We start from the raw sequence: 13,147 nt of genomic DNA, 5'->3' as shown, positions 1-13,147 counted from the left end.
CCGCAGCTGCGGTCCACCGGGCGCTCCGCTGTGTGCGGACGACGGCGTACGATCCCGCCCGACCGACACGGCGTACGATCCCGTCCCCACTGGCCTCGGCGTACGATCCCGTCCCTGCCGGAGGCCGCGTACGATCCCGTCCCTGCCGGTGGCGGCGCTCGAACCCGCTGTCCGCGCAACCGGCGATGATGCTTCGAGCCGCCCACCGCGGAGCCGCGGGGAGTCCGCCCGGGAGCTACCGGTGGCATCCTGGAGCGCGACCGGGCGGCGGAGAGGGCAGGTGGAAGTCATGGTGAGCGCGACCGCGTGGGAGCCGGCCGGGACGTCCGGGCCCGCTCCGGGTCCAGGAGTTCCGCGCGCCATGCGTGCGGACGCCCGGCGCAACTACGAACGGCTGCTCGCCGAGGCGCGCTCCTCGTTCGCCGAGCACGGCACCGACGCGTCGCTGGAGGACGTGGCCCGGCGCGCGGGTGTCGGGATCGGCACGCTGTACCGCCACTTCCCGAATCGGCGCGCCCTGATGAGCGCGGTCTTCGAGGAAGCCGTGAGCGATCTGCTGGCCCGCTCGCGCGAGCTGCTGGAGGCCCCGCAGCCGTGCACCGCTCTGGTGGACTGGCTGCGCGCGATCATCACGCACGCGAGTGAGTACCGAGGGCTCGCACGCGCCCTCATGTCGGCCTCGCGGGACGACGGTTCACACCTTGCCCGGTGCAGCGGCCCGATGCGCGAGGCGGGCAGCGCCCTGCTGCTCCGCGCCCAGGAGTCGGGGGCCGTACGCCCCGACGTCTCGATCGGTGATCTGCTCCAGCTGACCAACGCGATCGCGCTGGCGGCGGAGGAGACCCCGGACGACCCCGCGCTGGCCGACCGTCTGCTGAGCCTGACCCTGCGCGGCCTGAAGCCGTGACCCGACCGGGCCGGGCCCGGTATCCCGCCGCCGGCCCCGAGGTCCGCCGACGCCGCTCAGCGACGTCGAAGGTCGGCCACCCGTGCCCTTTCGGCCTGGGGCTGGTCCCCCATCACCGTCGCGCTCCGTAGTTGCGGCCCCGAGCCCGGGACCACCTGACCGCGGCGCGGGCCCGGGAGCGGTACGTCCCGGCGCGGCTGGCGCCCCGCCGGGAGCGGATCTCCTCCCGCGCCGCCCGACGCGGATGACCCCGCCACCGCGATCTGTACGCCCTGATCGGCCAGGGCCTGCAGTTCGGTGGCCGCACGGTCGTCATGAGCCGGCGGTTCGTCCGTGACCAGGCGGGTGATGAGGTCGGTCGGCACGGTCTGGAACATGGTGTCCGTACCGAGCTTGGTGTGGTCGGCGAGGACCACCACCTCCGCGGCCGCCTGGACGAGAGCGCGGTCCACGGACGCCGAGAGCATGTTGGACGTGGAGAGCCCGCGCTCGGCGGTCAGCCCGCTCCCGGAGATGAACGCCCGGGAGACGCGCAGTCCTTGGAGGGACTGCTCCGCACCCGAGCCGACCAGCGCATAGTTGGAACCGCGCAGGGTGCCGCCGGTCATCACGACCTCCACACGGTTGGCATGGGCCAGCGCCTGGGCCACCAGCAGGGAGTTGGTGACGACGGTCAGGCCGGGCACCCGCGCGAGCCGGCGAGCCAGCTCCTGCGTGGTGGTACCCGCCCCCACCACAATGGCCTCGCCTTCTTCGACGAGACCCGCGGCGAGATCGGCGATGGCCGTCTTCTCGGCGGTCGCGAGATGCGATTTCTGCGGAAAGCCGGACTCCCGCGTGAACCCGCCCGGCAATACCGCACCGCCGTGTCGGCGGTCGAGGAGTCCTTCTGCCTCCAGCGCGCGCACGTCCCGCCGTACGGTCACTTCGGAGGTCTGGACGACGCGGGCGAGCTCACGGAGCGACACGGCCCCATTCGCTCGCACCATTTCGAGGATCAATTGGCGACGTTCTGCAGCGAACACGAAACTGACAGTAACCCCAACGACCGTCTGCTTTCAGCAGTTTGCGCCGAATAACAGAAGTTGTTCGCATGGCAGGGCGTGAAGTGGTATACGTGCCTACTCGTCCCGCCTATGCCGTGCGCATGGGCGCCGACTCCCTGTGACCAGGGAAGAGTCGGCCGGAGGTGTCAGCCCTCGTTCGTGGTCTTCCTGGTGTGCAACTGCCGTGCCACCTCGGCGATCGAGCCGGACAGGGACGGATACACGGTGAACGCTTTCGCGATCTGCTCGACCGTCAGATTGTTGTCGACCGCGATCGAGATGGGGTGGATCAGCTCCGAGGCGTGCGGGGAGACGACCACACCGCCGACCACGATGCCGGTACCGGGGCGGCAGAAGATCTTGACGAAGCCGTCGCGGATGCCCTGCATCTTGGCGCGCGGGTTGCGCAGCAGCGGCAGCTTCACGACCCGGGCGTCGATCTTGCCCGCGTCGACGTCCGCCTGGGAGTAGCCGACGGTGGCGATCTCGGGGTCGGTGAAGACGTTCGAGGAGACCGTCTTCAGGTTCAGCGGGGCCACCGCGTCGCCGAGGAAGTGGTACATGGCGATACGGCCCTGCATGGCGGCGACGGACGCGAGGGCGAAGACGCCGGTCACGTCACCGGCCGCGTACACGCCCGGGGCGGTCGTGCGGGAGACCCTGTCCGTCCAGATGTGCCCGGAGTCCCGGACCCTGACGCCGGCCTCCTCCAGTCCCATCCCCGTGCTGTTCGGGATGGCGCCGACGGCCATCAGGCAGTGCGTGCCGCTGATGACCCGGCCGTCGGAGAGCGTGACCTCGACCCGGTCGCCGACCCGCTTGGCGGACTCGGCGCGGGAGCGGGCCATGACGTTCATGCCGCGGCGGCGGAAGACGTCCTCCAGGACGGCGGCGGCGTCGGGGTCCTCGCCCGGCAGCACGCGGTCGCGGCTGGAGACGAGGGTGACGCGGGAGCCGAGTGCCTGGTAGGCCCCGGCGAACTCGGCACCGGTGACACCGGAACCGACCACGATGAGTTCCTCGGGCAGCTCGTCGAGGTCGTAGACCTGGGTCCAGTTCAGGATGCGCTCGCCGTCGGGCTGTGCGTCGGGCAGCTCGCGCGGGTGCCCGCCGGTGGCCAGGAGCACGGCGTCGGCGGTGAGGGTCTCCTCGGTGCCGTCCGCGGCGCTCACGACGACCTTGCGGGAGCCGTCCAGGGCCTGCATGCCCTCCAGCCGTCCGCGTCCGCGCAGGACCCGGGCGCCGGCGCGGGTCACCGAGGCCGTGATGTCGTGCGACTGGGCGAGCGCGAGGCGCTTCACGCGGCGGTTGACCTTGCCGAGGTCGACGCCGACCACCCTGGCCGCCTGCTCCATGGGCGGGGTGTCGTCGGCGACGATGATCCCCAGCTCCTCGTAGGAGGAGTCGAAGGTCGTCATCACCTCGGCCGTGGCGATAAGAGTCTTCGACGGCACGCAGTCGGTGAGCACCGACGCCCCGCCCAGACCGTCGCAGTCGACGACGGTCACCTCCGCGCCGAGCTGCGCTGCTACCAGCGCCGCTTCATATCCGCCGGGTCCGCCACCGATGATCACGATCCGAGTCACGTACTCCATTGTCCCGCACGCTTCAAGGTGCTTCCGCCCAGGGGGCCCGAGTAGGGGCATCCGAGCCACTTTGTTACGCGAGAGGCGTACGTTTCGCTGCCGTACCCTCGACCCCATGTCGCTCTACGCCGCGTACGCCGGCAATCTCGACCCGCGGCTCATGACGCGCCGCGCCCCGCATTCGCCGCTGCGCGCCACGGGCTGGCTGAACGGCTGGCGGCTGACCTTCGGCGGCGAGCACATGGGCTGGGAGGGCGCGCTCGCGACGATCGTCGAGGCACCGCGGTCCCAGGTCTTCGTGGCGCTGTACGACATCGCACCGCTGGACGAGGACTCCATGGACCGCTGGGAGGGCGTCGGCCTCGACGTCTACCGCCGGATGCGTGTACGTGTGCACACCCTGGAGGGTGAGGAACCCGCGTGGGTCTACGTACTGAACGGTTACGAGGGGGGACTGCCCTCGGCGCGGTATCTCGGCGAGCTCGCGGACGCCGCCGAGTCGGCGGGGGCGCCGCACGACTACGTCATGGAGCTCCGCAAGCGACCCTGCTGAGGTCCGCCTCCGTCGGCGCGCTCCGCCGCTCCGCGGCCGTTCCCGCGCAGCTCCGCGGTGTCTTCCCGCACACCTGCCCGACTCGACCCGTTCCGCCGGGCACCTCTCCGCGCACCTCCTCGGGCGCCGCTCCGGGGTGGCGTTTTCCAGCCGTTCGTCCGGCGCGGCACTCCGTCCGGGCACCCTCTCCTCAACACCTCTTTGTCGGAAACGACAAGACAACGATCGCAAGACCGTGAGCTCCGTCATCTACGCGCGTAGGCCTGGACCAGCTACCCTCTTGCGCGTGAACGCATCTCTTCTTCCGGACGACATCCAGGGCGACCCCCACGCCGCCGCTGACGCCGCCGCCGCGCGCCTGCGCGAGCTCACGGGCGCCGAGACCCATGACGTCGCTCTCGTGATGGGCTCCGGCTGGGCCCCGGCCGTGGACGCCCTCGGCTCCCCCGAGGCCGAGTTCCCGGTCACCGAGCTGCCGGGCTTCCCGGCGCCGGCGGTCGAGGGACACGGCGGCAAGATCCGCTCGTACCGGATCGGTGACAAGCGCGCCCTGGTCTTCCTCGGCCGCACCCACTACTACGAGGGCCGCGGGGTCGCCGCCGTCGCGCACGGCGTACGCACCGCCGTCGCCGCCGGCTGCAAGACCATCGTCCTCACCAACGGCTGCGGCGGCCTGCGCGAGGGCATGCGCCCCGGCCAGCCCGTGCTGATCAGCGACCACATCAACCTGACGGCCACCTCGCCGATCATCGGCGCGAACTTCGTCGACCTCACCGACCTGTACTCGCCGCGGCTGCGCGCGCTGTGCAAGGAGGTCGACCCCTCCCTGGAGGAGGGCGTCTACGCGCAGTTCCCCGGCCCGCACTACGAGACGCCGGCCGAGATCCGGATGGCCCGCGTCATCGGGGCCGACCTGGTGGGCATGTCGACGACCCTCGAAGCCATCGCCGCGCGCGAGGCGGGCGCCGAGGTGCTCGGCATCTCCCTCGTCACCAACCTCGCCGCCGGCATGACGGGCGAGCCCCTGAACCACGAGGAGGTCCTCCAGGCGGGCCGCGACTCGGCCGCGCGAATGGGGGCACTCCTGACCCAGGTGCTGGATCGTCTGTAGGCGACGGGGGTGTTCGCCCCCGGAGCCGGGAGCGGAACGACCCGGCTGCACGGAACCGTACGACCGAAGAGAGGTGCACCCGAGGTGCAGGACGAACTCATCGCGCGGGCCAATGCATGGCTGGCCGAGGACCCCGACGCGGAGACCCGTGACGAACTCGCCAAGCTCGTCGACGCCGAGGACGTCACCGAGCTGGCAGCCCGTTTCAGCGGCACCCTCCAGTTCGGCACCGCGGGCCTGCGCGGTGAACTCGGCGCGGGCCCGATGCGGATGAACCGTTCCGTGGTCATCCGGGCCGCGGCCGGACTCGCCGCGTACCTGAAGGCCAAGGGCGAGACCGGCGGACTCGTCGTGATCGGCTACGACGCCCGCCACAAGTCCGCGGACTTCGCCCGGGACACCGCTGCCGTGATGACGGGCGCGGGCCTGCGCGCCGCCGTCCTGCCCCGGCCGCTGCCCACTCCCGTCCTCGCCTACGCCATACGGCATCTCGGCGCGGTCGCGGGTGTGGAGGTCACCGCCAGCCACAACCCGCCCCGGGACAACGGCTACAAGGTCTACCTCGGCGACGGTTCACAGATCGTCCCGCCGGCCGACGCGGAGATCGCCGCCGAGATCGACGCGGTCCGCGCGCTCGCCGACGTGCCCCGCCCCGATTCCGGCTGGGAGACCCTCGACGAGGGCGTCCTGGAGTCCTATCTGGCCCGTACGGACGCCGTCCTCGCCGAGGGCTCGCCGCGCACCGCCCGCACCGTCTACACGGCCATGCACGGCGTCGGCAAGGACGTGCTGCTCGCGGCCTTCGCCCGGGCCGGCTTCCCGGAACCGGTGCTCGTCGCCGAACAGGCCGAGCCCGACCCGGACTTCCCGACCGTCGCCTTCCCCAACCCGGAGGAGCCCGGCGCGATGGACCTCGCCTTCGCGGCGGCCCGCGTGGCGGAACCCGACCTGATCGTCGCCAACGACCCGGACGCCGACCGGTGCGCCGTGGCCGTGAAGTCCGGCGCCGACTGGCGGATGCTGCGCGGCGACGAGGTCGGCGCGCTGCTCGCCGAGCACCTGGTGCGCCGGGGCGCGCGCGGCGTCTTCGCCGAGTCGATCGTTTCTTCCTCGCTGCTCGGCCGGATCGCCGAGGGCGCGGGTCTGCCGTACGAGGAGACGCTCACCGGCTTCAAGTGGATCGCCCGCGTCGAGGGTCTGCGGTACGGGTACGAGGAGGCGCTCGGCTACTGCGTCGACCCCGACGGCGTACGCGACAAGGACGGCATCACCGCCGCCCTCCTCATCACCGAGCTGGCCTCCGAGCTCAAGGAGCGCGGCCGGACCCTGCTCGACCTGCTCGACGACATCGCGGTCGCGTACGGCCTGCACGCCACCGACCAGCTCTCGGTCCGGGTGGAGGACCTGTCGGTCATCGCGAACGCCATGCGCCGGCTGCGTGAGCAGCCGCCCACGGAGCTCGCGGGCCTGGCCATCACCAAGGCCGAGGACCTGACCAAGGGCACGGACACGCTGCCGCCCACGGACGGTCTGCGCTACACCCTGGACGGCGCCCGGGTCATCGTCCGCCCGAGCGGCACCGAGCCCAAGCTGAAGTGCTACCTGGAGGTCGTGGTGCCCGTCGGCGACCACGCCGGCCTCCCGGCGGCCCACGCCAGGGCCACCGAGCTGCTGACGGCGATCAAGCGGGACCTGTCGGCCGCGGCCGGCATCTGAGCCCCCGCCCCGGCGGAAGGCGGCCCGTCCGCCGCCTCCCGCCGGGTCCTGACCCGCACCTCCACCCTCTTACGGGTGATTTCCGCAGGGCAGTTGACGCAGCGCTCCCGTGCGCCACCGGATGACCGAGGAACGGTTACCCGTAGCGCACCGTCGAGTCCCAGGAGCTGCCGCGTGCCCTCGACCGATTCCCGGCCGACGTCCGCCCCGCCCCACAGCGCCCCGGGCGGGAGCGCCCCCGGCGTTCCGACCGCCCGGCACGCGCCGGGCGCCTCCGGCCTCCTCGCCGCGGCCCGCGCCTCTCTGCGGCACGCGGCCCCCGCCCTCCTCGCCTACGCGGCCGTCCGCCTCACCGGCCTGATCGCGCTCGCGCTCTGGGCACACCGCAGGCACCACGGCGTCTGGCCGATCCTGGCGGCGCAGTGGGACGCGGACTGGTACCTCGGCATCGCCGACCACGGCTACGCGCACCACCTGGGCGACGCGTTCGACGCGAACAACCTGGCCTTCTTCCCGCTCTACCCGGTCCTGGTCAAGGCGGTCGCGGTCCTGACACCCGGCTCGCGCGCGACGACCGGGCTGGCGATCGCGGTCGGATGCTCGTTCCTCGCCGCGTGGGGCGTCCACGCGGTGGGCAGTCACCTGCACGGTCGCCGCGTGGGGGTGCTGCTGACCGTGCTGTGGGCGGCCCTGCCGGTGGGTCTGGTCGAGTGGATGGGCTACACCGAGTCGCTGTTCACGGCGTTCGCCGCGTGGGCCCTGTACGCGGTGCTCACCGGTCGTCTGCTGTGGGCGGCCTCCCTGGCGGCGCTGGCGGGACTGACCCGGCCCACCGGGGTCGCGGTGGCCGGCGCCGTCGCCGCGACCGCGCTGCTGGCGCTGCGCCGGGGCTTCTCGGTCCGGGCACTCGCGGCGGCCGCCCTGGCCCCGGCCGGCTGGCTCGCGTACGTCGGATGGGTGGGCCTGCGGGTGAGCCGCTGGGACGGCTACTTCGCCGTACAGCGGCTGTGGCACAACGAGTGGGACGGCGGTGCGGAGACCCTGCGCCGGATGCGGGAGGTGCTGGCGCGGAACTCCTCGCCCGAGCTGTTCCTGATCATGGTGACGGTGACCCTGCTGGCGGCGGTGGTGCTGTACGGGCTCTCCGTGGGCGACCGCCAGCCGCTCCCGCTGCTGGTCTTCACCGGGATGCTGCTGCTGATCGTCCTGGGCAGCGGCGGCGTCTACTTCCCGCGCGCCCGCTTCCTGCTCCCCGGCTTCCCGCTGCTGCTCCCGCTCGCCCTGTACCTGGCCCGCGCCTCACACCGCTTCCGGACCCTGTTCCTCACGGCCGCGGTGCTCGGTTCGGCGTACTGCGGCGCGTACATGGTCCTGGTGTGGCCGAGCGCGCCCTGAGGGCTGTCCCTCGTCGGCCGCCACTCCATGGAGCCGCGGTCCCGTCTCGTCCGACACGCCTCGGCTCACCCCTGCGGGAACCCCACCAGACCGACCAGCGCGGCCGTCAGCCACACCAGGACGAACGGCACCGCCAGCGGCCACAGGGGGCGCCCCCGCTCGCGCTCCTCGCTGTCGCCGGTGGGGCGCAGGGCGGGGTCGGTGTGCATGGCGGTGACCTCGGCGGCCAGGGCGTCGTACGGATGGGGCACACCCCGCCGGCGCTGGAACCAGGCCCAGCGGGGCGCGGCGACCGACCAGGACCCGTCGCCGCGCCAGCGCAACTTGAGCTCGACGGACTCCCGACGGACCGAGCGGATGTCGTCCCACGGGATGTGGGTGGTCCCGCGCAGGCCGTTCAGCCAGAGCCCGGTGCGGTCGGCGGTGACACGCCAGCGCAGCTTCACGGGGATGCGGAACGCGCCGGACAGGCCGACGAGGAGGAAGACGATCTGCTTCCAGTGGCTGGTGCCCCCGTCGGTGAACGTGGCACAGCACAGCAGGACGCCCGCCGACACCATCAGGGAACCGGCCAGCCAGTCCACCGCGCCCGCGCGCCAGCGCCGTACCGGAACCGGGTCCCTCAGACGCGCGGCCTCCACCAGCCCGAAGTGCCGCTCGTCGTCCACCGCGGTCCGGGCCGCCGTTCGCTTCGCCCGCTTGAGCCGTCGCCGCACTCCGCCCTCCGAGAGCGGGCGTACGGGCCCGGACGACCGTTCCGCCACCGGCGGGTCGCCGGGCTTCGCCGGGGCACTGACGAGCGCGACCTCGGCACCCTCGTACGGCACCCCGTACAGGACGGCTTCCCGCAGCGGCCCCGGCCGGTCGTCGTCGACCCGTTCGGCGGACTCCGCCGAGCCCGCCGCGTCCGCCAGATCCACCACTGTGTCCGTCACGGCGTCCGCCACATCGCCCCTGTCGTAGTCCGTGACATGGTCCAGCGGAACCACGCCGACGGTGAACAGCGGTCGCAGGCCCGCCACGTCGTCCGCGGCGAAGACCTTCGCGTCGCCGCGTCCGGTCGTACGCATCAGGACGCGCAGGACGGGCGCGGGCGCGGCGCGCAGCGCGGCGGCCCGCCGCGCGCCCAGCACTCCGGAGAGCAGCGCGGTGACGCCCAGCCCGGCCGCGAAGCAGCCGGCGGCAGCCACCGCCCGGCGGCTCTCCGAGGAGTTCCACACACCGGCGGTCGCGATCAGCGGAATGCCCGCCAGGATCAGGGTGATTCCGAGCCCGGAGAGAAACCGGCCGCGCCCCGGGGGCCGGTCCGCGTCCGGCAGGGGCGCCGTCACCCCTCCGGAAGCGGTCAGCGCCGCCTCCCGCTGCCGCTCCCGCGCCCGCAGTCGCAGGGCGGAGACCGCCAGGGAGCTCGCGGTCAGCAGGAGCGCACCCGCGAGTACGGGGAGGACCGGCGCGGGACGCAGGACGACGGCCGCCAGGGCCAGGGCCGGCGCCGACACTCGTACGACCTCGGGCCGCAGCTGCAGCCAGACCATGTGGAGCCCGGCCGACGCCGCGAGGTACGGCGGCAGACCGGCCGCGGTCCGGCCCAGGGCGGCCGGCGCACCTGCCGACAGCACCAGCTTGGGGACCCGCAGCCCGAGCCGCGGCACGGGTATCCAGCTCGGCTGCAGTACCCGCGTCCAGCGCCGGGTGTGCTCCGTGCTCCAGGGGAGGCAGCCGTCGGGTATCGCGGTGGCGGGCAGGGCCCGCCGGACGTCGGTGTTCATCGTTTCCCAGAGACTCGGAACCACGGGGGCGGGGATACGGCAGGCCCTCGGCTTCGTCTCCGGGCGGGGGAACGGCGGTCGCGACCGAGGCGGGGGGCACGGCCCCGCGAAGGGTTTCCTCAGCCCGTGGCCAGCAGGATGACCAGGACGATGAGGCCGGCGAGCGCGGGGCCCATGACCTCGTACGCCCAGCGCACCGTGACCTCGCCCTGCGCGCTGTCCGCGGTGGCCCTGGCCTCGGCCAGCTCGCGCAGCTCGTTCATCATCTGGTCGGCCTGGGGGCGGGTCGGCGTGTCCGTGACGGCGCCCCGGCCGAGGGCGGACGGACGACCCGGCGACGGCGGCCTGACCGCCTTCTTGCGTGCGCGCAGCGACACGGGTACCGCCCACAGCTGGTACCTCGTGCCGGAGGTGTCGACCACCTCGTTCGAGTAGTGCGAGCGCAGCGAGGCGACCTTGCTCCAGGGGAGCACGATCACGCGGAGCGGGTTGCGGACGCGCAGCCGGTCCTTGTTCGCGTAGACCGCGGGCCGCAGCGAGAAGGCGGCCACCACAGGGACGACGAGGATCAGCCCGGCGAGCGCCAGCCAGGGGGTGCGGCCGTGTCCGGAGATCAACGCGTCGACGCCGAGCCAGCCCACGATGAGCAGCAGAAGGGCGCCGCCGGCGATACCGGCGGGCGACCGGTAGACCCGGTCCTTGGCCTCGGGTCGCGAGGCGTCCGGAAGGGGTGACTGGTGGTCGGGGGTGGTCATGGTTCCGATTGTGCACGACGCGTGCGACGGACTTGAGCTCGGTGGGGTCTCGCTATGGTCGCGAAGACACTCGCGGTACCCGCTCCCCCGGCACCGCGACCGCGCCGGACCCGACGACCCCGAGGATCCGGCGGAAGGCAGGGCGTTCCATGTGTCATGAGGGCAACCCACAGGAGGCGTCATGGAACCCGATCGCACGGCGGACGGCACGGCGGGCGACGCGCAGGAGGCGCGCTGGAACGGCCCGTCCGGGAACGCCTGGGTCGAGGCCCAGGACATGGTGGACGCGTTGTTCGCGCCGCTGGAGGAGCTGATCGTCGACGTCGTTCCGGCCGGGCAGCGGGGCCGGGTCCTCGATGTCGGCTGCGGCACGGGCGGCACGACCGTGGCGGTCGCGCGGCGGCTCGGCACCGAGGGCCGGTGCGTCGGCGTCGATATCTCCGGACCGATGGTGGAGGCGGCTCGAGCCCGTGCGGCGCGGGAGGGCGCGCGGGCCTCCTTCGTCCGCGCCGACGCGCAGGACCACGTCTTCGAACCCGCGGTCTTCGACGTGGTCGTCTCGCGCTTCGGCGTCATGTTCTTCGAGGATCCGGTGCGGGCCTTCACCAACCTGCGGCGGGCCGCGAAGGACGACGCCCGACTGCGGTTCGTCGTCTGGCGCGACATCGCGGAGAACCCGTTCATGACGACGGCCGAACGCGCCGCGGCGGCGCTGCTGCCGGATCTTCCGGAGCGCCGGCCGGACGCACCGGGGCAGTTCGCCTTCGCGGACGCGGACAGGGTGCGCCGCCTGCTGGAGGAGAGCGGCTGGACCGGGATCGGCATCCGGCCCGTCGACGCGGCCTGCGTCCTGCCGGAGGCGGAGCTGGTGCCGTACTTCAGCCGGTTCGGCCCGGTCGGCATCGCCCTGCGCGAGACGGACGAACCGACCCGCGCACGGGTGGTCGAAACGGTCCGCGCGGCGTTCGACCCGTTCGTGCACGGCACGGAGGTCCGCTTCACGGCGGCCTGCTGGCAGATCGACGCCCACGCCCGCCGTCCCACACCGGCCGGGTAGAGCCCCCCGAGCGACCGCGCGCGTGCCCGCCGTACCCGGGGCCTCCCCCGGGCACCGCGGGCACCCGGCCGCTCGCTCGGTGCGACAGGGCGGGCCCTCCGGCCGGCCGTGCGACGGCCGAGGAACAGGACCGGCGGCGAGCCCGCCCCGTCACCCACAGCCCCTCACCGGTTTCCCCACGTGAGCGCGGTCGCCCCGCCGCCCGGGCGTCTGCCCCGGCGGGCAAAAAACCCTTGGTCATCCGCTGGGCTGTACAGCCGCTACGCGCGTAGATATGCTCGTCTGGTGACCATGCCCACCTCTGCACCTGCTGCTGCACACGCACTCGGCGACGTAACCGCGTCCGACAGCACGCTGCGCCGCTTCCTCCACGGGCTGCCCGGCGTCGACGCGGTCGGCCTGGAGGCGCGCGCCGCCTCGCTCGGCACCCGTTCCATCAAGACCACCGCGAAGGCGTACGCCATCGACCTCGCCATCTCGATGGTCGACCTGACGACGCTGGAAGGCGCGGACACCCCGGGCAAGGTCCGGGCGCTCGGCGCCAAGGCGGCACTCCCGGACCCGACCGACCGCACGGCGCCCACCACGGCGGCGGTCTGCGTCTATCCCGACATGGTGGCCGTCGCGAAGGAGGCCGTCGCCGGTTCCGGCGTGAGGGTCGCCTCCGTCGCCACCGCCTTCCCGGCGGGCCGCGCCGCGCTCGCCGTGAAGCTGGCCGACGTGCGCGACGCGGTCGCCGCGGGCGCCGACGAGATCGACATGGTCATCGACCGCGGGGCGTTCCTCGCGGGCAAGTACCTGAAGGTGTACGACGAGATCGTCGCCGTGAAGGAGGCCTCGGGCGCCGCCCGCCTGAAGGTCATCTTCGAGACCGGCGAGCTGTCGACGTACGACAACATCCGGCGGGCGAGCTGGCTCGGCATGCTGGCCGGGGCCGACTTCATCAAGACCTCCACCGGCAAGGTGGCCGTGAACGCGACGCCCGCGAACACCCTGCTGATGCTGGAGGCCGTCCGCGACTTCCGCGCCCAGACCGGGGTGCAGATCGGCGTGAAGCCGGCCGGCGGCATCCGCACCACCAAGGACGCCGTCAAGTTCCTGGTCCTGGTGAACGAGACGGCGGGTGAGGACTGGCTGGACAACCACTGGTTCCGCTTCGGCGCGTCCTCGCTCCTGAACGACCTGCTGATGCAGCGTCAGAAGCTGGCCACCGGCCGCTACTCCGGCCCCGACTACGTGACGGTGGACTGAT

11 protein-coding genes are annotated in these 13,147 nt (G+C 72.9%); 7 read left to right on the top strand and 4 right to left on the bottom strand.

The window, feature by feature from the left end; translation table 11 throughout:
* Nucleotides 1-361: 361 nt before the first annotated feature.
* Nucleotides 362-907, top strand: a complete 546-nt coding sequence (locus ACFWBT_RS23825) for a TetR/AcrR family transcriptional regulator (RefSeq protein ID WP_385703638.1) — start codon at nucleotides 362-364, stop codon at nucleotides 905-907.
* 56 nt (nucleotides 908-963) lie between these two features.
* Here the strand turns inward: ACFWBT_RS23825 and ACFWBT_RS23820 are convergent, their stop codons facing one another.
* Both ACFWBT_RS23820 and ACFWBT_RS23815 read right to left on the bottom strand, forming a co-directional pair.
* Nucleotides 964-1,896, bottom strand: coding sequence for a DeoR/GlpR family DNA-binding transcription regulator (locus ACFWBT_RS23820; RefSeq protein WP_385703636.1), 933 nt, complete (start codon nucleotides 1,894-1,896; stop codon nucleotides 964-966).
* A gap of 203 nt (nucleotides 1,897-2,099) precedes the next feature.
* The gene (locus tag ACFWBT_RS23815; RefSeq protein WP_385703633.1) at nucleotides 2,100-3,548 is read right to left on the bottom strand and encodes an NAD(P)H-quinone dehydrogenase; all 1,449 of its coding nucleotides are present in this window, start codon (nucleotides 3,546-3,548) and stop codon (nucleotides 2,100-2,102) included.
* Between the two features lie 106 nt (nucleotides 3,549-3,654).
* On the opposite strand from ACFWBT_RS23815, the gene ACFWBT_RS23810 reads away from it, so the two are divergent.
* The 4 genes from ACFWBT_RS23810 (at nucleotide 3,655) to ACFWBT_RS23795 (ending at nucleotide 8,314) form a co-directional block, all read left to right on the top strand.
* Nucleotides 3,655-4,092, top strand: coding sequence for a gamma-glutamylcyclotransferase (locus ACFWBT_RS23810; protein WP_266762095.1), 438 nt, complete (start codon nucleotides 3,655-3,657; stop codon nucleotides 4,090-4,092).
* Between the two features lie 286 nt (nucleotides 4,093-4,378).
* Nucleotides 4,379-5,203: a purine-nucleoside phosphorylase gene (locus ACFWBT_RS23805; protein ID WP_266762093.1), complete on the top strand. Its 825-nt coding sequence runs from the start codon at nucleotides 4,379-4,381 to the stop codon at nucleotides 5,201-5,203.
* Between the two features lie 84 nt (nucleotides 5,204-5,287).
* Nucleotides 5,288-6,919: a phospho-sugar mutase gene (locus ACFWBT_RS23800; protein ID WP_385703629.1), complete on the top strand. Its 1,632-nt coding sequence runs from the start codon at nucleotides 5,288-5,290 to the stop codon at nucleotides 6,917-6,919.
* A 174-nt stretch (nucleotides 6,920-7,093) separates the two neighbouring features.
* Entirely contained in the window at nucleotides 7,094-8,314 is a 1,221-nt protein-coding gene (locus tag ACFWBT_RS23795) for a hypothetical protein (RefSeq protein WP_385703627.1), read from the top strand.
* A gap of 65 nt (nucleotides 8,315-8,379) precedes the next feature.
* On the opposite strand, the gene ACFWBT_RS23790 is transcribed toward ACFWBT_RS23795, so the two are convergent.
* Both ACFWBT_RS23790 and ACFWBT_RS23785 read right to left on the bottom strand, forming a co-directional pair.
* Complete coding sequence (locus ACFWBT_RS23790; RefSeq protein WP_385703625.1) at nucleotides 8,380-10,083, bottom strand: hypothetical protein; 1,704 nt, start codon at nucleotides 10,081-10,083, stop codon at nucleotides 8,380-8,382.
* 119 nt (nucleotides 10,084-10,202) lie between these two features.
* Nucleotides 10,203-10,838: a PH domain-containing protein gene (locus tag ACFWBT_RS23785; protein ID WP_385703624.1), complete on the bottom strand. Its 636-nt coding sequence runs from the start codon at nucleotides 10,836-10,838 to the stop codon at nucleotides 10,203-10,205.
* Between the two features lie 181 nt (nucleotides 10,839-11,019).
* Between ACFWBT_RS23785 and ACFWBT_RS23780 the strand changes: the two genes are divergently transcribed.
* Both ACFWBT_RS23780 and deoC read left to right on the top strand, forming a co-directional pair.
* Nucleotides 11,020-11,895, top strand: a complete 876-nt coding sequence (locus ACFWBT_RS23780; RefSeq protein WP_385703622.1) for a class I SAM-dependent methyltransferase — start codon at nucleotides 11,020-11,022, stop codon at nucleotides 11,893-11,895.
* A 291-nt stretch (nucleotides 11,896-12,186) separates the two neighbouring features.
* A complete protein-coding gene (deoC, locus tag ACFWBT_RS23775) occupies nucleotides 12,187-13,146 on the top strand; it encodes a deoxyribose-phosphate aldolase (protein WP_385703641.1) in 960 nt (319 codons plus the stop codon).
* Nucleotide 13,147 lies beyond the last annotated feature (1 nt).

This window comes from Streptomyces sp. NPDC060027 (genome assembly GCF_042737005.1).
In the GTDB taxonomy this organism is placed as follows: domain Bacteria; phylum Actinomycetota; class Actinomycetes; order Streptomycetales; family Streptomycetaceae; genus Streptomyces.
This window is presented reverse-complemented; position numbering and strand designations above follow the sequence as displayed.